The 19298-nt window shown below is 61.0% G+C and carries 20 protein-coding genes; 17 read left to right on the top strand and 3 right to left on the bottom strand.

Translation table 11 applies throughout. The annotated features are described in order from the left end of the window. Nucleotides 1–9 precede the first annotated feature (9 nt). Entirely contained in the window at nucleotides 10–1326 is a 1317-nt protein-coding gene (locus AUR04nite_RS01440) for a M20/M25/M40 family metallo-hydrolase (RefSeq protein WP_407646639.1), read from the top strand. Between the two features lie 40 nt (nucleotides 1327–1366). After that, nucleotides 1367–2506, top strand: coding sequence for an acyl-CoA dehydrogenase family protein (locus AUR04nite_RS01435; protein ID WP_141361204.1), 1140 nt, complete (start codon nucleotides 1367–1369; stop codon nucleotides 2504–2506). Here AUR04nite_RS01435 and AUR04nite_RS01430 read toward each other — a convergent pair. Together AUR04nite_RS01430 and AUR04nite_RS01425 are read right to left on the bottom strand one after the other, a co-directional pair. Next, complete coding sequence (locus tag AUR04nite_RS01430; protein WP_141361202.1) at nucleotides 2503–3081, bottom strand: GNAT family N-acetyltransferase; 579 nt, start codon at nucleotides 3079–3081, stop codon at nucleotides 2503–2505. The genes AUR04nite_RS01435 and AUR04nite_RS01430 overlap by 4 nt on opposite strands. A gap of 10 nt (nucleotides 3082–3091) precedes the next feature. After that, complete coding sequence (locus AUR04nite_RS01425) at nucleotides 3092–3334, bottom strand: DUF5703 family protein (RefSeq protein ID WP_141361200.1); 243 nt, start codon at nucleotides 3332–3334, stop codon at nucleotides 3092–3094. Nucleotides 3335–3378: 44 nt separating this feature from the next. Between AUR04nite_RS01425 and AUR04nite_RS01420 the strand changes: the two genes are divergently transcribed. From AUR04nite_RS01420 to mshC, 3 genes are all read left to right on the top strand, one after another. Then, nucleotides 3379–3588 (top strand): hypothetical protein, encoded by a 210-nt coding sequence (locus AUR04nite_RS01420; protein WP_141361198.1) that lies wholly within the window; start codon nucleotides 3379–3381, stop codon nucleotides 3586–3588. Nucleotides 3589–3667: 79 nt separating this feature from the next. Beyond that, complete coding sequence (locus AUR04nite_RS01415) at nucleotides 3668–4492, top strand: undecaprenyl-diphosphate phosphatase (protein WP_141361196.1); 825 nt, start codon at nucleotides 3668–3670, stop codon at nucleotides 4490–4492. A gap of 127 nt (nucleotides 4493–4619) precedes the next feature. Then, a complete protein-coding gene (gene mshC / locus AUR04nite_RS01410) occupies nucleotides 4620–5885 on the top strand; it encodes a cysteine--1-D-myo-inosityl 2-amino-2-deoxy-alpha-D-glucopyranoside ligase (protein ID WP_141361194.1) in 1266 nt (421 codons plus the stop codon). A gap of 43 nt (nucleotides 5886–5928) precedes the next feature. Here mshC and AUR04nite_RS01405 read toward each other — a convergent pair whose 3' ends face one another. Continuing rightward, a complete protein-coding gene (locus tag AUR04nite_RS01405; protein WP_141361192.1) occupies nucleotides 5929–6837 on the bottom strand; it encodes a proteasome assembly chaperone family protein in 909 nt (302 codons plus the stop codon). Nucleotides 6838–6931: 94 nt separating this feature from the next. Between AUR04nite_RS01405 and AUR04nite_RS01400 the strand changes: the two genes are divergently transcribed. From AUR04nite_RS01400 to tatA, 12 genes are all read left to right on the top strand, one after another. After that, nucleotides 6932–7645 carry an HAD family hydrolase gene (locus tag AUR04nite_RS01400; RefSeq protein ID WP_141361190.1) on the top strand — a complete coding sequence of 238 codons (714 nt, stop codon included), beginning with the start codon at nucleotides 6932–6934 and terminating at the stop codon, nucleotides 7643–7645. Continuing rightward, nucleotides 7642–8769 (top strand): site-2 protease family protein, encoded by a 1128-nt coding sequence (locus AUR04nite_RS01395; protein ID WP_141361188.1) that lies wholly within the window; start codon nucleotides 7642–7644, stop codon nucleotides 8767–8769. Before AUR04nite_RS01400 ends, AUR04nite_RS01395 begins: the two co-directional genes overlap by 4 nt. A gap of 33 nt (nucleotides 8770–8802) precedes the next feature. Continuing rightward, the gene (locus AUR04nite_RS01390) at nucleotides 8803–9876 is read left to right on the top strand and encodes a tRNA (adenine-N1)-methyltransferase (protein ID WP_141361186.1); all 1074 of its coding nucleotides are present in this window, start codon (nucleotides 8803–8805) and stop codon (nucleotides 9874–9876) included. 243 nt (nucleotides 9877–10119) lie between these two features. Beyond that, nucleotides 10120–11772, top strand: coding sequence for a proteasome ATPase (gene arc, locus AUR04nite_RS01385; protein ID WP_141361370.1), 1653 nt, complete (start codon nucleotides 10120–10122; stop codon nucleotides 11770–11772). After that, nucleotides 11769–13382, top strand: coding sequence for a depupylase/deamidase Dop (dop, locus tag AUR04nite_RS01380; protein WP_141361184.1), 1614 nt, complete (start codon nucleotides 11769–11771; stop codon nucleotides 13380–13382). The genes arc and dop overlap by 4 nt, the downstream gene beginning before the upstream one ends. A 64-nt stretch (nucleotides 13383–13446) precedes the next feature. Further along, nucleotides 13447–13629: a ubiquitin-like protein Pup gene (locus tag AUR04nite_RS01375; protein ID WP_141361182.1), complete on the top strand. Its 183-nt coding sequence runs from the start codon at nucleotides 13447–13449 to the stop codon at nucleotides 13627–13629. A 74-nt stretch (nucleotides 13630–13703) separates the two neighbouring features. Beyond that, nucleotides 13704–15077, top strand: coding sequence for a Pup--protein ligase (gene pafA, locus AUR04nite_RS01370; RefSeq protein ID WP_141361180.1), 1374 nt, complete (start codon nucleotides 13704–13706; stop codon nucleotides 15075–15077). 117 nt (nucleotides 15078–15194) lie between these two features. Beyond that, nucleotides 15195–16133: an FKBP-type peptidyl-prolyl cis-trans isomerase gene (locus tag AUR04nite_RS01365; protein ID WP_141361178.1), complete on the top strand. Its 939-nt coding sequence runs from the start codon at nucleotides 15195–15197 to the stop codon at nucleotides 16131–16133. A gap of 34 nt (nucleotides 16134–16167) precedes the next feature. Then, nucleotides 16168–16563 carry an FKBP-type peptidyl-prolyl cis-trans isomerase gene (locus AUR04nite_RS01360; RefSeq protein WP_141361176.1) on the top strand — a complete coding sequence of 132 codons (396 nt, stop codon included), beginning with the start codon at nucleotides 16168–16170 and terminating at the stop codon, nucleotides 16561–16563. Between the two features lie 96 nt (nucleotides 16564–16659). Next, nucleotides 16660–18666 carry a helix-turn-helix transcriptional regulator gene (locus AUR04nite_RS01355; RefSeq protein ID WP_141361174.1) on the top strand — a complete coding sequence of 669 codons (2007 nt, stop codon included), beginning with the start codon at nucleotides 16660–16662 and terminating at the stop codon, nucleotides 18664–18666. Then, nucleotides 18667–19026, top strand: a complete 360-nt coding sequence (locus AUR04nite_RS01350; protein WP_141361172.1) for a hypothetical protein — start codon at nucleotides 18667–18669, stop codon at nucleotides 19024–19026. A 33-nt stretch (nucleotides 19027–19059) separates the two neighbouring features. Further along, on the top strand, nucleotides 19060–19293 hold the full coding sequence (tatA, locus tag AUR04nite_RS01345; protein WP_141361170.1) for a Sec-independent protein translocase subunit TatA: 234 nt from the start codon (nucleotides 19060–19062) through the stop codon (nucleotides 19291–19293). The last annotated feature ends 5 nt before the right edge of the window (nucleotides 19294–19298 follow it).

Below are 19298 nucleotides of genomic sequence, written 5' to 3'. Positions count from 1 at the left end.
CGCTGATCAATGGAAATGGCTCACGCGCTGGAACAGATGGAAAACGAAGCAGTTGAGATTTGCCAGCGGCTGATTCAGATGGACACATCCAACTTCGGCAACAACCAAGGCAATGGCGAGATCGAAGCGGCAAAGTATGTGGTTGCACTCCTTGAGGAAGTGGGCCTGTCGCCAAAGATCTACGAATCTGCACCCGGCCGGGCGAATGTCATAGTGCGGATCCCCGGGAGCGATTCCTCGCTTCCGGCACTGATCGTGCACGGCCATTTGGATGTGGTGCCCGCCATCAAAGAGGACTGGAGCGTCGACCCCTTCGGCGGCGAGATCATTGACGGCATGATCTGGGGCCGTGGTGCGGTGGACATGAAGAATATGGACGCCATGATCCTCGCGGCAGCCAGGCACATCGTGCGCGAGGGGATCGAGGTTCCTCGGGACCTGATCCTCGCCTTCTTTGCCGACGAGGAAGCCGGGGGTGAATATGGCGCCGAATGGATGGTGGAGCATCATCCGGAAGTATTTGCCGGAGCATCAGAAGCGATCAGCGAGGTCGGCGGTTTTTCTGTTGAGATCAACGGAAAACGCGCCTACATGCTTCAAACAGCTGAGAAGGGCATTGCCTGGATGAAGCTGACCGCACGAGGCACTGCAGGACATGGGTCGCAGATCAACACCGAAAATCCGGTGACCCGTCTGGCATCTGCCGTCGGCAGAATCGGGGAGCACCAGTGGCCGTTGTCCTACACGAAGACCACTCGCGCCCTGCTGGAAAGCGTCGCAGAAATGACCGGGCTGTCCTTCGACGAGCAGGATCCAGCTCCGCTGCTGCATGCCATGGGAAGTGTCTCGCGATTTGTCGGCGCCACGCTGCAGAACACCGCGAACCCTTCGGTTCTCGACGCAGGATACAAACACAATGTCATCCCCGGACAGGCAGAAGCGCTGATTGACTGCCGGACACTGCCCGAGGAACATGCGGCCACTGTCCAGAAAATCAAGGAACTGGCCGGAGAGCACATTGAATTGAGCATGGTTCACGAGCAGCTTTCGCTGGAGGTTCCGTTTGCCGGAGCGCTTGTCGATTCCATGGTTCAAGCACTGCTGTCTGAAGATCCAGAAGCGGTGGTGCTTCCGTATATGCTTTCCGGCGGCACCGACAACAAGGCGCTGGCACAGCTTGGCATCACCGGCTACGGGTTCGCACCCCTGCAGCTGCCGGCCGATCTCGACTTCACTGGCATGTTCCACGGTGTCGATGAGAAAGTCCCCGTGGACTCCATTAAGTTCGGCGTGCGCGTACTGGAAAAGCTGCTGCGCAGCTACTAAGAACTTCAAAAGTGACATGGCAGTGAAAGGATTAACCGAATTGTCTATTGAATCTGTGCTCAGTGATGAGCTGCTGGAGCGATTCAGGAAACGCGCTGGCGGCTACGACGAGGCCAACAGCTTTGCGCATGAAGACTTCCAGGAGCTGGTTGAGCTTGGCTATCTCAAGGCATTGCTTCCCCAGGACCAAGGAGGACTTGGATGGTCCTTTGAACAGCTGGCCTTGGCGCAGCGCAGGCTGGCTACCGCCGCGCCGGCCACCGCCTTGGCTGTGAACATGCATCAGGTGTGGTCCGGTGTTGCCTACTTGCTGGTGGCGCGAGGCGACCACCGCCTGGATATGGTTTCCCAGTGGATCGCCGAGGGAGAGGTTATGGCCTTCGGCATTTCGGAGCCGGGCAATGACGCGGTGCTTTTCGATTCGAAGACCACTGCGCAAACTCAGTCGGACGGGTCGGTAATTTTTACCGGGACCAAGATTTTCACTTCGTTGTCTCCCGCGTTTACCCGCTTGGGGGTCTTCGGCAAGGACCAAGATACCGACGAGCTGGTCCATGGCTTCGTGGCCAAGGGCGAGGGAGTTGAATCACTGGGGGACTGGAACACCTTGGGAATGCGTGCAAGCCAATCGCACACAACCAAGCTTCGTTCAGCGCTCGCTCCGGCAGCGTGGGTTCACAGCAGGCTGCCCGTAGGACCCACTGCGGACCTGTTGATCTTCGGAATTTTCGCATCATTCCTCACACTGACCGCAAGCGTTTATGCGGGCATTGCAGAACGCGCAGTTGCCCTGGGTGCAGACGCCATGAACAAGCGCAGCCATCAGGACGGCAGCAAGTACTCGCAGGATGTTCGGGCCAGGGGCATTCTCGCCGACGCCGCAATGCGGATGATCGCCCTTGACGCACTGCAGCGATCGGTGAGCCGAGACCTCGACGAACTGGTGGACCACGGCGCCGAATGGTTCCCCCGCTTGGTAACCTTCAGAACCCTTGCCGGAGACACCGCACGGGACAACGTCCAGTCGGCTGGCCAATTACTTGGCGGAGGTGCGTACTTCAGAGGCAGCGAATTCGAGCGGCTCTACCGCGATGTCCAGGCCAGCTGGTACCACCCGTCAAATGCGGCATCTGCCGCCAACACGGTGGCCAGCTGGCTAGTCGGGCCGTTGGACGACTAGACAGCTGAAACCAATGGCAGACCGGAGGGCAGCAGCGAGTACATGTAAAGGTCCCGGCGCTGCCCTCCGATAGTCCGGAAACTGCGAAGCAGTCCTTCACGTTGGAAACCGCAAGCTTCGGCGGTGCGCCAAGATCCTTCGTTCCACGGTTCGACGTACAGTTCCAGCCGGTGGATTTGTGGAAGCGACAGGCCCCAGGTGGACAGTGCGACCAACGCATGAGCGGCTATTCCCCGCCGCCTCTGCTCTGGATCAACCCAGTATCCGATGGAGGCAATGCCGTTGTCCTGGTTTTGCAGCCACAGTCCGATCTGGCCCACAGCGTGGTTAGTGGCTGCGTCGGCGATGGCCAGAGAGTAGCCTGTGCCGTCCCGCAGCCGTTGCTGCTGCCGCAGGATGAACGCGGCATGGTCTTCTGCCGTGCCGTCAACCGGCACCGTGGTAATCAAGGGAATCAGCGGATCTGCACCCGCGCGCGAAATTAGCGGTGCATCGGCAAGCGAAAATTCACGCAGACGATATGGTCCGGCATCGATATTTGGCGCCGTGAGCGGCGCGGCAGCGAACTGGTCCATTTGCCCCTGACTAGACGTCAACTATTTCCAGTGTGCTTTTCACCCGCATGACCCGGCGGCGAAGCCAGTATTTATAGGCGCCGCCCTCATAGCGGCAGGTGCGGACCAGCTCCCATTTGCCGTTGTCTGCATGTTCGCGCAGCGCTGCGCGGGCGACATGCTTCGGTTCACCCGGAAAAGATGTAATGATCATGTACTCGAATCGAGTATCGTTTTCCTGGTGAAGCGGAGCCTTGATGAGTTCCTGAAGCATTGAACCCCCTATCGAAATGAAAGATTCGGTTGTACCGTGAGTCCATGAGTACTGATCCGAGCTACGCCCTGCGGACGCTGATTGCGCATTTGGAACAACATCTCGCCGTCGTTTCTCAAAGCAGGGGAGCGGCTGATGCCGCAGTTGACGCGGCATTTGGTTCGCTGGCCGATGCCTTCGAAGACTACGAAGATGCGTTGTACGAACAGTATTCTGAACTTTTGCCCTTCACAATACCCAATAACGACCAGTGACTACGACCACGGGCTGATTTTTAGCCGTCATGGTGTTTTTGGTGCGTCGTAGAACCTGAACGTGAAGTAATGTCAGTGTGTGAATTGGTTTGAAGCAGCTTTCCTCGGCCTGATCCAAGGCCTGACAGAGTTCCTCCCGATCTCGTCCTCAGCACACCTGCGCATCGTTGGCGAATTACTGCCGAACGCCCAGGATCCAGGGGCGGCGTTTACCGCCATTACCCAGCTTGGTACCGAGACGGCAGTGATCGTATTCTTCTGGCGCGACATCGTGAGAATCATCGGCGCCTGGTGCAAAGCCATCGTGGGCAAGGTTCCGCATTCGGATCCAGACGCCAAGATGGGCTGGATGATCATCCTCGGTTCCGTTCCGATCGGCATTCTCGGTCTGCTGCTGGAAGACTACATCGACACGAACTTCCGCTCGCTGTGGATTGTGGCAACCATGTTGGTGGTCTTCGGCCTGATTCTGGCCATCGCTGACCAGTACGGAAAGCAGACCCGCAAGCTGGAGGACCTGACCGTCAAACACGGCATCCTCTACGGCTTCGCCCAGGCCCTGGCCCTGATCCCGGGCGTCTCCCGCTCGGGCGGAACCATTACCGCCGGCCTGCTCATGGGATACACCCGTGAAGCCGCGGCCCGCTATTCATTCCTGCTGGCGATCCCGGCGGTGTTCCTCTCGGGGCTCTACAAGCTGGTCAAGTCCTTCTCCGAGCCGGGTGTCTACACCTTGGCCCAGACCGGCGTCGCAACGGCCGTAGCCTTCGTCGTTGGATTCTTGATGGTTGGCTGGTTCCTGAAGTACGTGTCCACACACTCCTACAGGTTCTTCGTCTGGTACCGCATCCTGCTGGGCTTCATCCTCTTCGTCGCATTGGGCTTCGGTCTGATCAACGCCTAAATTTGCCTCTGCAAAGTGTCCGTGAACTTTCCCACGGACACTTTGCTGTTAACGGGAATATTCCAAGCCACCCCAAGCTTGGAGTTAAAGGAACAAAATCATCGCATCTGCGAAAGGACGTACTTAAGTGCACGCGTGGAAATCTCCGGAAGTACCGCATATTGTGGGCTCCGCACCGATCCTGGAGGTCTTCGACACCTCTTCGAGAGCCACCCGAGCCACTGCTCCAGCAGATAAAGCCAATGCTCCGGCTAGCCTTTATGTCTGCGGCATTACTCCCTACGATGCCACCCACATGGGGCACGCGGCCACCTATGTAGCCTTCGACCTGCTGCACCGCACCTGGCTGGACAACGGACGCACGGTCACCTACACCCAGAACGTCACCGACGTGGACGACCCGCTGCTTGAGCGCGCGGAAGCCACCGGGGTGGACTGGCGCGACCTTGCCGAGGACCAGGTCCAGCTGTTCCGCAGTGATATGGAAGCGCTGAACGTTATTCCGCCGCACCACTACGTCGGAGCCGTGGAATCCATCGACTGGCTGGTGCCTGTGGTCGAGCAGCTGCTGGAAGCGGATCTTGCCTACCGCGTGCCTGCCGGCGAAGACGGCGTCGAAGGAGACATCTACTTCGACGCGCTCGGCGCGCAGAACGATGCTTGGAAGCTCGGATCGGTATCCGGCTATGACCGCGAAACCATGCTCGGCTTCTTCGCCGAACGCGGAGGCGACCCGCAGCGCGCTGGAAAGCGCGATGCCCTGGATCCGCTGCTGTGGCGTGCCGCCAGGGCATCCGAACCTTCCTGGGACGGCGGCAAATTGGGCGCTGGACGCCCGGGATGGCACATTGAATGCTCGGTGATTGCCCGCAAGACCCTGCCTGCACCCTTCACCGTGCAGGGCGGCGGATCGGACCTGATCTTCCCGCACCACGAATTCTCCGCATCGCATGCCGCCGCCGTCGACGGCAAAGCCCTGGCGCAGGCCTATGTCCACACCGGCATGGTCGGCCTGGACGGTGAAAAGATGAGCAAGTCGCTGGGCAACCTGGTGCTTGTTTCCAAGCTGCGCCAGCAGGGCGTCGAGCCGGTGGCGGTCCGCGCCGTGCTGCTTTCCCAGCACTACCGCAGCGAATGGTTCTGGAGCGGCGAGCTGCTCGAACAGGCGCAGCAGCGCATTGCCGCCTGGCGCGAGCGCATTGTGGGCACCGGCCTGGCCGAAGCCACCGCGCTGATCACCCGCATCCGCGCCCGGATGGCCGACGACCTCAATGCCCCGGCAGCGCTGGAAGCAATTGACCAGTGGGCGGCGACCGAGGCTGAAGGCAGCGGCGAAGGCAGCGAGCTGCTGCTGAACGCTTTTGACGCCCTGCTGGGCTTGAAGCTGCAGTAGCGTCGGCGCGAGCACGCCGTATCAGGGGCCGGGCTTTGAGATTTCAGATCTCGAAGTCGGGCCCCTGCCCGTCCGAGCGGTAGCGGCCGCGGCGGCGCAGGTAGCGTTCGAATTCCCGGGCGATGGTTTCTCCGCTGGCTTCGGGAAGCTCGCTGGCATCGGTGGCCTCTTCGAGCTGCTTCACGTACTTGGCGACATCCGGGTCCGAGGCTGTCAGCTCATCGACGCCATGGCGCCAGGCCTGGGCGTCCTCGCGCAGCTGGTCGGTGGGGATAGCCAGCGGGAGCAGCTCCTCCATCACCTCGACCAGCGCCAGCTCCACGCGCGGGCTGGGAGCCTGGGCCACATAGTGGGACAGCTGGGCCCACAGTGACGCGGTGGGAATCCCAGCGGCTTCCAGCTCCAGGCCGAGTACCGAGGGGATGCCGGTGGGTCCCTCGTAGGTCGAGGCCTGCACCTTCAGGTAGTCCTGCAGGCTGGGGTTGTCGCTGGTGAAAATCGTTGGCACCGGCCGGGTGTGCGGGACGTCGGCCAGCAGCGAGCCAGCCGTCAAGGCCAGCTGCACCTGCTGGTCCTTGGCCAGCTCGATGATCTGGGCGCAGAATGACTGCCAGCGGAAAGTCGGCTCGACGCCGAGCACCACCACCAGATCAGCGGCGGCCTGGGGCAGCTCCACCTTGTACATGTCGGTCTTCGGCCACTGAACAATTCGGCCGTTCGGGGTGAGCTTCGTGGTGGGGCGGGTGAATTGGTAGTCGTAGAAGTCATCGAGCCCAATGCTCGCGATGTGCTGCGCCTGGGTGGCCCGCAGAATTCGGCGCACCGCGTCGCTGGCGGCGGACCCGGCATCGTTCCAGCCTTCGAAGGCCGCCAAGAGGATTGACGGCCGCTGGGCGTGTTCGCTTTGCGCGATGAATCCATCGAACGTCGGCGCGTGATACTCGCTGGCCACTGACGACTCCTTAGCGATACAGGACATATTTTCAGCAGGTTCGCGCGGCTGCGCCGAATCAGCTTAGACCCACTCTTCCATCTAGAATGGACTCATGCCAAGCACCAGTTTTGCCTTTGACACAAATAGCCGCCCGCATCCCATACAAGCTGTTCTCTGGGACATGGACGGCACGCTGATCGATACCGAACCGTATTGGATCGCAGCGGAGGCGGAATTGGTGGCGGTCCACGGCGGACGCTGGTCCGATGAGCAGGCCCATGCACTGGTCGGCTGCGCGCTGCCCGACGGGGCCAGGGTGCTGCAGGAAGCCGGTGTGAAGCTCTCCGTCCGCGAAATCATCGACTGGCTCAGCGAACGGGTGGCCAGCGGGGTGCGCCAACATATTCCGTGGCGTCCGGGCGCCAGGGAACTTCTGTCGGCGCTGAACGAGGCGGGAATTCCCCAGGCGCTGGTCACCATGTCCGAACGCAGTGTGGTCAGCGACCTGCTTGAGCGGATTCCCCAGGGCACCTTCCAGGCAACCGTGACCGGCGAAGAGGTTGAGCGCGGCAAGCCTAATCCGGAACCCTACCTGAAGGGGCTGCGGCTGCTCTCTCAGCATGTTGGAGCAGAACTTGACCCGGCCTATTGCATTGGTTTCGAGGATTCAGATCCCGGCATCCGCGCGGCCAGCGCCGCACAGCTGCACGCGGTGCTGGTTCCCAACGCGACTGATCCCGGCATCGGTGCCTGGCGTCGGGTGGACGGCCTGGAAAACGTTAATATTGAACTCATGTCCGAGTGGTTAGTACAGGTAGATGCGTGAGCGAAACAACTGAAAAAGCACCCGGTATTAAGCTGGGAACCATAGGCGGCGTCCCCGTCTACCTCTCCAGCTCCTGGTTCATCATCACTGCGGTGATCACCATTTCGATGGGAACCCAGCTTTCCCAGAGTGCGCTGGTGCCGGCAACCTCTGCGTTCATGCTCGGCTTTGCCTGCGCCGTGGCCATTGCCGTCGCCGTGCTGGTCCACGAGGTCGCCCACGCCATGGTCGCCCGCGCCTTCAAGTGGCCTGACGCGCACATTGTTTTGACGCTGATGGGCGGTCACACCCAGTTCGGCTCCTTCAAGGCCACCCCGGGCGCATCGCTCTGGGTGGCTTTGGCTGGACCGGTTTCCAACTTTGTCCTGGCTGGCATCGGCTGGGGGCTGCTCCACGCACTGGACCTGAACATCTACCTGAGCCTGCTGCTGAACTTCTTCATCTACGCGAACCTGCTGCTCGGAGCCTTCAACGCCCTGCCCGGGCTTCCGCTGGACGGCGGCCGTCTAGTCGAGTCCGCGGTCTGGAAGGCGACCGGATCCCAGTTCAAGGGCACCATCGCCTCGGCGTGGGTGGGCCGCGCCATCGCTGTGGCAGTGGTTGTCTACTTTGTCATTTGGCCCTACGCCACCGGCCAAAACGTTGAAATCATCACCGCCGTGGTCGGCGCGATGGTGGCAATCTTCATGTGGCAGGCCACCACGCAGCTGATTGCCCACTCGAAGATGATGCTGAACCTTCCCAAGGTGGTGGCATCCGATCTGATGCAGCCTGCCAGCGCCATGGTGTCCCAGGCGACGGTGGCCGACGTCTTCATCCGCCGCAGCGAGCGCGGGGGCCAGATTGTCCTGGTGGACCCGCGCGGCATGCCGGTGGGCGTCATTGACGAGCAGGCCATCGCCCGCGTGGATCCCCAGCACGCCAGCGGCGTTCCGGCCTTGGCGGTTTCACGGGCCCTGGGGCAGGGGGCCGTGGTTGCCGAAGACTCCGACGGCAGGGAGCTGATCGACTACCTGGCCAGCGTGCCCACAGCAGAGTATGCGGTGATTTCCAGCCGCGGGGTCGTGGTGGGAATCCTGCACCAGCAAGACATCATCAATGCGGTAATAGGCCGCAAGAACTAACTGATTCAAGAACAGATCAAAGGACGACTAATAGTGAGCCAGACGCCTGAACCACAGCAGAGCACAGCGGCGCCGCACGGCGCCGACGCCCGACGCGGCCCGTTCCGCGTGGGAGACCGCGTGCAGCTGACCGACGAAAAACGCCGCATCAACACGATCACCCTGCAGGAGGGCGGCGAGTTCCACACCCACAAGGGCGTGCTGCCTCATGAAGACATCATCGGCCTGCCCGAGGGCTCGGTCATCGAGAATGTCGACGGCTTCCGCTACCAGGCGCTGCGTCCGCTGGCCAAGGACTTCGTGCTTTCCATGCCCCGTGGCGCCACCGTGGTCTACCCGAAGGATGCCGCGCAGATCGTCCAGTTCGGCGACATCTACCCCGGCGCCCGCGTGGTGGAAGCAGGCGTCGGCTCCGGCGCGCTGTCCATTTCGCTGCTTCGTGCGGTGGGGGACGCCGGCTACCTGCATTCCTTCGAACGCCGTGAAGAATTCGCGGACATCGCCCGGGGCAACGTCTCCACGGTCTTCGGCGGCGAGCACCCGGCATGGCAGATCTCCATCGGCGACTTCCAGGACAAGGTTGTCGAGCTGGAAGAGCCCGGCAGCATCGACCGCGTGGTGCTGGACATGCTCAGCCCGTGGGAATGCCTGGATGCAGTAGCCACCGTCCTGGCTCCGGGCGGCGTATGGACCAACTACGTCTCTTCGGTGACCCAGATGTCGCGCGTGGTGGAAGCGATCCGCGCTTCGGGCCAGTTCACCGAGCCGGAGTGCTTCGAGACCCTGCTGCGCGGCTGGCACGTCGACGGCCTGGCAGTGCGCCCGGACCACCGCATGGTCGCGCACACCGCATTCCTGATCACTACCCGCCGCTTGGCCGACGCGCAGGACGGGATTCCCAAGGCCAAGCGCATCAAGGAGCACGGCTACTCGGCCGAGGACCTGAGCGCCTGGACCCGGGACCACGATGAAAACGAGTGGACCGCGCAGGCGCTGGGCGAGCGCGGGCTGTCGGACAAGAAGTTGCGCCGGGCCGCCCGCGACGCGAACCAGTCGGTGCGCGTCCGCGCCGCCCACGAGGATGCCCAGGGAAGCGAAGAAAACTAGCCCCCGCATCATCAAGTGACCAGATATTGAGATAAAACGTCTCAATAATCGGACATGTGACCCTGTTGACACGCGTTGCAGGGTCATTTTCCGTACTATGGAATTGCAGGTTCCCACCTGTGCTTCTTTGCGCTGCGGCGCGGGGCGGCGCCGGTGGATCGAGGCAGCACGCGCTGATCAACCGCCTGCCTGCTAGTTAAATGTTGGGAGAACAACGTGAGCGAAAGCTTCGAAGCGCAGCAAATGGCTGAACGTTTGCAGATGACCGAGCGACAGGTCAACGTGCTGCGTGACAAGAATAGGAATCTCGACAAGCAGCTGGCGAGCATCAGCGGCAACAACCAGCGTCTGGTAGCACTGCTGGAAACCACCCGCGAACAGATCATCGGGCTCAAGTCGGCCCTGGAAAAAGACGGCGACGCGCCCTTCAGCTACGGCACCATCATTGCCAAGCACCCGCGCCGCCACCCGCAGCCCGGCACCGCCATCGAATCGACCGCCATCCAGGCGGTGGATGTGGTGTATTCCGGGCGGAAGATGCGCGTGGGCGTCAGCCCGCTGCTTGACTTCGACAAGCTGCACGTCGGCCAGCAGGTGCTGCTCAATGAGGCGCTGGTGGTTATCGCCGCGCTGGGCTATGAGGAAACCGGCGAGCTGGTGACGGTTAAGGAGCTGCTCGAAGACCACCAGGCGGTGGTGATGGCCCGCGCCGACGACCAGCGCGTGATTACCCTGGCCCAGCCGCTGCGCGAGGAGCACCTGCGCGTGGGCGACCAGCTGACCATCGACACGAAGACCGGGCTCGGCATCAAGCGCGTGCAGCTGACCGACATGCAGTCGCTGGTGCTCGAAGAAGTTCCGGACATTGCCTACTCGGACATCGGTGGCCTGAATTCGCAGATCGAAGCCATCAAGGATTCGGTTGAACTTCCGTTCTCTCACCCGGAGCTCTACCGCGAACACGGCCTGAGCGCTCCGAAGGGCATTCTGCTCTACGGCCCTCCGGGCTGCGGCAAGACGCTGATCGCCAAGGCCGTGGCGCATTCCCTGGCCCAGCGGGCCACCGCCAAGGCCGGGGGAGAAAGCACGCGCAGCTACTTCCTGAACATCAAGGGTCCGGAGCTGCTGGACAAGTACGTGGGAGAAACCGAACGCCACATCCGCCTGATCTTCGCCCGCGCCCGTGAAAAGGCGCTGCACGGCGATCCAGTGGTCGTCTTCTTCGACGAGATGGAGTCGCTGTTCCGCACCCGCGGCACCGGCGTATCCTCCGACGTGGAAACCACCATCGTCCCGCAGCTGCTGGCGGAGATCGACGGCGTGGAGCGCCTGGACAATGTGATTGTGATCGGCGCGTCGAACCGCGAGGACATGATCGACCCTGCCATCCTGCGCCCAGGCCGCCTGGACGTGAAGATCAAGATCCGCCGTCCGGATGCCGACGGCGCGGTGGAGATCTTCAGCAAGTACTTGACCACTGAACTTCCGATCCACGAGAGTGAACTGGCCCAGGACGCCAATGCGCAGGCTACCGTGAACAGGCTGATCGAAGCCGCCGTGCAGGCCATGTACTCCACGGACGAGATCAATGAATTCCTGGAAGTCACCTACGTCAACGGCCACTCCGAAATCCTGTACTTCAAGGACTTCGCCTCCGGCGCCGTCATCCACAACGTGGTGGACCGCGCCAAGAAGCACGCCATCAAGGCCCTGATCACCACCGGTGAACGAGGCCTGAAGCAGGAGTACCTGCTACGGGCGGTGCGCGAGGAATTTGCCGAGCACGAGGACATGCCGAACACCACCAACCCGGATGACTGGGCCCGCATCTCCGGGCGCAAGGGCGAGCGCATCAGCAATATCCGTTCGCTGGTCAGCCAGAAGGCGGCCAAGTGAGCGCCCGTCGGCTGGTCGGCCTGGAGACCGAATACGGCATCATCCGCCCGTCCATGCCCAAGGCCAATGCGACGGTGCTTTCCGCACAGGTCGTGGACTCCTACGCGCAGCTGGTTGCGGAAACCAATTCGCAGGTGCGCGGCGCCCGCTGGGACTACGCCGATGAGTCCCCTCTGCAGGATGCCCGCGGCTTCACCGTGGCCCGCGACCAGGCCCACCCCACGCAGCTGACCGACGTCGAACCCGAGGTGGATGCCGGCATCTGGACCGCGGAGTCGGTGGCGCTGGACGGCAACGACGCCCGCGTCGGCTCCACGCTCTACCAGGAGAAGGACTCCACGGACGTGGTGATGAACATGGTGCTGGGCAATGGCGCGCGCCTGTACGTCGACCACGCTCACCCGGAGTATTCGAGCCCCGAGTCCACCACTCCGCGCGCGGCAGTGCTGTGGGACCAGGCAGGTGATGAAGTGATGCGCCGCGCCATGGACACGGCCGCACGCCTGGGCAGTGGGGAACTGCTGATGTACAAGAACAACACCGACAACAAATCGGTGTCCTACGGCGCCCACGAAAACTATCTGGTGCCGCGTTCTGTGGAATTCTCGTCCCTGGTGCAGGGGCTCACGCCGTTCTTCGCCACCCGCCAGATCTTCTGCGGTGCGGGCCGGGTGGGCAAGGGCATGCTCGGCCAGCGCAAGGAATTCCAGATCTCCCAGCGCGCCGACTTCTTCGAAGCCGAAGTGGGCCTGGAGACCACGGTCAACCGCCCGATCATTAACACCCGCGACGAGCCGCATTCGAACTGGGACAAGTACCGCCGGCTCCACGTGATCATCGGCGACGCGAACCTGGGGCAGATTTCAACCCTGCTGCGGGTGGGCACCACCAATCTGGTGCTGAGCTTGATTGAAGCAGGTGCCGCGCCGAAGCTGGAGCTCGGCGACCCGGTAGCTGCGCTGCAGCAGATCAGCCATGACCCGAGCTTGAAAACCGCAGTGCGGCTGCGCGACGGGCGCAAGCTGACAGCCATCGAAATCCAGCGCGAGTACTTGAGTGCGGCACAGGACTACTGCCAGTGGCAGGGGCACGATGATCCTGACACCGCTGAGATCCTTGAGCGCTGGGCACAGGTCCTCGACCTGCTCGAACGCGATCCGCTGCTGGCGGCCGACCAGATCGACTGGATCGCCAAGTACAAGCTGATCACCTCCTTTGCCCAGCGGCACAACCTGAGCCTGGATGATCCACGCGTGGGCATGCTGGATCTGCAATGGGCCGACCTGCGCCAAGACAAGGGGCTGTACTACCGGCTGGCGGCCCGCGGCGCTATTCAGACGATTTTCAGCCAGGAAGAAATCAACCGTGCGGTCACCGAACCGCCGGAGGACACCAGGGCCTATCTGCGGGGAAAGACGCTGCAGCGCTATGCCCCCTATGTGGTCGCCGCGAACTGGGACGCGCTGTCCTTCTCGGTGCCCGGCGCCAGGAAGATCAGCCGGATCTTCCTGCCAGAGCCGTTGGATGGAACCCGCCGCGACGTCGGTGAGCTCTTTGACGCGCAGCTGGAAATCGATGAGTTCATCGACCAGTTGGCGCGCCGCGCGTAGAACGCGCAGAATTGAATCAGCACAGGTGCGCAGGACGATGCACCGCCAAGGTCAGGAGTAGAAAATGACACAGGAAAGCTTCTCGGCTCGCCGCCAGAGCGAAACCCAGGACGCCGCCGAGCAGATCCAGGTCAACACCACCGGGCAGTCGGCAGGAGTCGACGACCTGCTTGATGAGATCGACTCGGTTCTGGAATCGAATGCAGAGGAATTCGTGCGCGGCTTCGTGCAAAAGGGCGGACAGTAAGCTGGCTTCGCTGCACTAGAAATTTAAATAGACGGCGCCGCTGCGGCGCCTGAGCTGAGGGGAAGTAACTTCGCGTGGATCGCAGAATTTTCGGTCTGGAAACCGAATTCGGACTGAACTATGTGCCATCCGATGGGCGCAGGCTGACCCCCGAGGACGCCGCACGCCACCTGTTCCGGCCCATCGTGGCCTGGGGCAGGAGCTCCAACGTCTTCCTGGAGAACGGCTCGCGGCTTTATCTCGATGTGGGATCGCATCCGGAGTACGCGACAGCCGAGTGCGACCAGCTATTGCAGCTGATTGCGCACGACCGCGCCGGCGAAGCCCTCATGCTTGACCTGGTCGACCAGGCAGAGGACCAGCTGATGGAAGAAGGACATGAAGGAAAGATCTTCATGTTCAAGAACAACGTGGATTCCGCCGGAAACTCCTACGGATGCCATGAGAACTACCTGATCCCGCGCAAGATCGAATTCAAGCGCCTTGCAGACATGCTTATTCCCTTCCTGGTCACCCGCCAGCTGCTGTGCGGCGCCGGCAACCTGGTCCAGGTCGGGGAAGAAACCAAATTCGTCTTCTCCCAGCGCGCCGATCACATGTGGGAGGGCGTCTCCTCGGCGACCACCCGTTCCCGCCCGATCATCAACACCCGCGACGAACCGCACGCAGACGCCGAATACCACCGCCGCCTGCACGTGATCGTCGGCGACTCGACCATGAGCGAAACCACGCAGCTGCTGAAGATCGGCGCCACCGATTTGGTGCTGCGGTTGATCGAATCAGGGGAGATCTACCATGATCTGCGCCTGGAAAACCCGATCCGCTCCATCCGCCAGATCTCCCACGACTTCACCGGACAGACCGTCGTTCGCCTGATGGGCGGGGACGAGCCCACCGCGCTGCAGATCCAGTGGGTGCTCCTTGACTCGGTCAAGCAGTTCATCGCCAAGCACGGCGCGCACCATGACCGCGTCGAGCAGATCATCGAGCTGTGGGAGAGGGTGCTCAACGCGATCGAGGCCCAGAACTTCTCCGCCATCGACAAGGACATCGACTGGGCGATCAAGCGCAAGCTGCTGCTGGGCTACGCCCAGAAGAACTCTCTGGAGCTCTCCTCGCACCGGCTGGCCCAGCTGAACCTGACCTACCACGACATCGATCCGTCGCGCGGGCTGTTCCATCTGCTGCGCAAGCGCGGGTTGGCGACGTCGGTGGTCAGCGACGCGCAGATCCGCGATGCGATCTTCAACCCTCCGGAAACCACCAGGGCAGTGGTGCGCAGCAAGTTCATCAAGGCAGCCCGCGCAACAGGCCGCCGCTACAGCGCCGACTGGGTCCACATGAAATACGAGGAAGGCCAGGGCGGCGTGGTGCTGTGCAAGGACCCGTTTGCCACACAGAACGACCAGGTGGATGAACTCATCGAAATCATGAGCAAGCCTGTTTAGGGAGCTGTCGGAAAGAAATTTCACAGCATCTGGCTTTAGGCTGGTCTTTAAGCGCGTTCAGCTGACAAGCTGGTTCGCCATTTGGTTTTGTAATTTCAAACGAACGAAAGAAGATTCGTGCGCAAAGTTATGGCAGCAGCCGCCACCGCATCAATTCTCGCCTTGGCAGCCTGTGGCTCGACCTCCGGCAGCAGCTCTCTTTCCGACATCAAGGTCACTCCAGGCAAGGATGCCAGCGCAGCACCTGAGGTCACCTTCGACACCCCGTTCCTGACGGAAAAGGACGAAGCAGTCAACGTCGTCAAGGGCGACGGCGCCGAGGTCAACCCCGGCGACACGATCAAGGTCAAGTCGGGGCTGTACAAGACCATCGACGGCAAGCTCACCAACGAAAACTTCACCGGTGAAGCCACCTCGATGACCCTGGATGACCAGTTCAAGCAGTCCATGCCAGAACTCTACGAAACGCTGATCAACTCCAAGGTCGGCGACTGGGTTGCCTACTCGGCCATCGAGGGAACCCAGCAGGCCAACGGCTCTACCAGCAAGCCGGAAGCCGGCACCCGCGCCGAGCGCATCATCCTGATCGACATCGAGGGAACCACCCCGGTCAGCACCAAGCTGTCGGACGACGAGGTTGCCAAGCTGAAGAAGGAAAACAAGCTGCCGACCGTCAGCTTCAAGGACGAGCAGCCGACCATCAACATTCCGAAGGATGTTGAGGCGCCAAAGGGCCTGGTCGTGGACGTGCTTGAAGAAGGCAAGGGCACCGAGGCCACCGCCGACTCGAAGGTCACCGCCAAGTACCTGGGCGTCACCTACGCCGACGGCAAGAAGTTCGACGGCAACTTCGACAAGGAGCCGACCACCTTCAGCCTCAACCAGGTCATCAAGGGCTGGACCCAGGGCATGACCGGACTGAAGGAAGGCTCGAAGGTCATGCTGACCATCCCGGCTGACCTGGCCTACGGAGAGACCTCGCAGCAGGGGTCCCCAACCGGAACCCTGGTGTTCTACGTAGAATTGACCAAGGTAGAAGCCCCAGCCAGCAAGTAGCTGGTTGACACACGACTAACGAAAGGCCGTGAACATGTCGTTCGGAGAACGCAACTACGACCGCACCAAGCCGGAAATCGACTTCCCAGGCACCGACGCACCAACCGAACTGGTCATCACCGACCTCGTTGAGGGCACCGGCGCCGAGGTCACCCCAGGCACCACCGTCCAGGCCCACTACGTCGGCGTCGCCTGGTCCACCGGTGAAGAGTTCGACTCCTCCTGGGGCCGCGGACAGACCCTCGACTTCCCAGTGGGTGTCGGCATGGTCATCCAGGGCTGGGACCAGGGCCTGCTGGGTATGAAGGTCGGCGGCCGCCGCCGTCTGGACATCCCATCGCACTTGGCTTATGGCGAACGCGGCGCCCCCGGAGCCATTGCTCCGAACGAAGCGTTGATCTTCGTCGTCGACCTGATGGGCACCAAGTAAAAGCCTGATTGGTAGCAACACAGCTGCGGTCCCGAGAATCGGGGCCGCAGCTGTTTTGAATCAGCAACAATTAAGAAAAATGATTAGGCTGGTGTCGTGAGCACAAAGCAATCTTCAGGCCCGAGCAAAGCTGAGCGGCTGACCAGTCTGATCTATGCGCTGGCAACTACTTCCAAGAAGTTCACTTCCTCCATGATCGGCGAGTATCTGACACCGGATGGAAGCGACGCAGCGAAGGAAAAGTCGGTTGAGCGGCTTCGTGAAGATATCCGCAACGAGTTCGGGCTGCGGCTGATCTCCGATGACGTTGACGGGACGATCTACTACAGCATTGATACCAGCGACTGGTTCCTGCCAGCCATTGAATTCACCGCTGCAGAAACAGCAATCATTGCCTTGGCCGCAAGCCTCTGGAAAGACAGCAAGCTGCAAGCACTCGGCCTGAAAGCGGCTGCCCGCATCACCGGCGGCGAACTGGATGAAGCAACCGTCGCGCCGATCGCAGGGACGCTGCTGCCTCGGTTGTCCTTGGACGAACCGAACTTCCGCGAATGCGCCCTGGCGGTGTTCAACCGGAAAACCGTCAAGTTCACGTACACCACCGCGCAGGGCGTCGAATCGGAACGCGAAGTCGACGTCTGGGGGATCGGCCAGCGCTTTGGCAACTGGTACTTCGCCGGGTTCGACCACACGCGCAATGCCAGCAGGGTGTTCAGGCTCTCGCGCATCAAGGGCAATCTGAAGACGACCATCCGCCGCCAAGGTCCAAGCAGCAGCGGATATCAGCGGCGTCCGGCCGACTTCAACATGACCCAGGTGCTTCTCGACTTTGACTCAAAGAATCCCGGGCACCTGGCAACAATTAAGATTCTTGACGACGCCGGTACGCCGCTGATCGTCAGGTCAATCAGCGGGGACCAGGGCGGCAAGCTGTTCAAGGTCGCCTACTCGGACACTGAATCATTTGCCTCGGAACTGGCCGCCTACGGACCGGCGGTCAAGGTTGTGGAGCCGCAGGAGCTGGCATCCAAGGTGAAGGACGCGCTGTCCACCGCGCGAAGGGCCCAGGATGCCTTTGCTGACCCGAAAGTCCTGGACGGCGTTAATTTCCGTGCCCACCGGGCCACAGGCCGAGGGACCACAGCTGCGCAGGTACTGCGCAACATCGACATGATCCAATACGTTGTGTCCCAGGGCGTTGTGGAGATCAAGGAACTCTCGCGGCGCTACCAGATGCCGGTGGAAAAGGTCCGCGAAGAGCTTGCGATGATCATGATGTGCGGCGTGCCCAATGGGCAGCACGATGAGCTCATCAATGTCAATGACGGCGACATCGATGCGGATACCGTCACCATTTCCAATGCAGAGCTGCTTGCATCGCCGCAGAAGCTTGCCCCGCTGGAAGCTGTCGCGGTGCTTGGCGGCCTGAATGCGCTGGAAAGCATCCCGGAGTTTGAACACCGGGACATCCTGCAGTCAGCGCTCTCGAAGATCAATGCGGCAGTAGCCCGTTTCGAAGGTTGGAACGGCGCTCTGGGATTTGCCCTGTCCCAGGTCCAGGGCAACGACATCCCGTCGAAGCTCATCAACGCGATCCGCACACGAAACGTCTTGAGCATCGATTACTTCTCGGCTCGTTCAAACAGCCATAAGATTCGGGACATTGAGCCGCTGAGGCTCGTTGAAGACGGTCCGGTGCAATACCTGCGAGCGTGGTGCCGCACTAGAGAAGACATTCTGACCTTCCGAGTCGACAGGATTCTCGATGCGCGGTTTACCGACGAAACTTTTGACCTGGGCCAGCGACACATTGATGATCAAGAGCTTGACCTGCAGTATCGTGGTTCTGCGGAGGATTTGCAGGCTACAGTTTTCGTAGATGAAGAGGTACTTCCGGCGATTGAAGCGTTCCACCCCACACAGTGGTCCAGCGCTAAGGTCGGCAGCGGGTACCTGGCGCAGATCCAGTTGTCTTATGACTTGGTGCCTGCGCCGCTTGTTTCCAGATACGCCGGTAAGATTGCAGTAGTCTCACCCGAGTCGACGCGTAGTTGCGTCAACGATTGGTTGGATCAAGCTATCCGAATGTATGAGGGTTTATAAATGCTTCCTTGGTGGTTCTGGGCACTGTTATGGACGGTGCTCGTGTTGGCTGCTGTGCTTTGTGCGGTTCTTTCGGGCATCCGACTGTTCCGGCAGGGGATGGGCGTTATGGATTCGTTGGGAGCTGCTTCAGAGAAGCTCAGTGATGAATTTTCTCAACCCGGTACCGTGGTCGAGTATGCTCCGGTGGCCCGCCGTTATCCGCATGGTACTGCTGCCACGCATGCGAATCCGGAGAAGATCAAGAAATTGCGTGAAAAGGGAAAACTTGAGCGCATCGAAGCGCGCAGGGTAAGAAGAGTCACCCGTCGTGCAGAGCGCGGACAGGCTCAGAACATGCACGACTTGGGCCTTTTCTAACGTAGACTTAAAGACAAAAAGAAGGGAATCCTCATGGGTGGATTGCAGGGATGGCACCTGATCATCATTATCGTTTTAGCCTTGCTGCTTTTCGGAGCTCCGAAACTTCCAGGGCTTGCACGATCGATGGGTCAGTCGTTGCGTATTTTCAAGTCTGAAGTTCGTCAGATGAAGGACGACGATACCAAGTCGGAAACTATCGACGGTACCGTGAATGAGAAGTCCACGGACGACAAGAACAACTCAGAAGAAAAGAACAACCAGTAGCCTTT

The sequence above is a fragment of the Glutamicibacter uratoxydans genome (genome assembly GCF_006539925.1).
Taxonomy (GTDB): domain Bacteria; phylum Actinomycetota; class Actinomycetes; order Actinomycetales; family Micrococcaceae; genus Glutamicibacter; species Glutamicibacter uratoxydans.
Note: the sequence above shows the minus strand (reverse complement) of the source record. Positions and strands in the feature narration are given on the sequence as shown.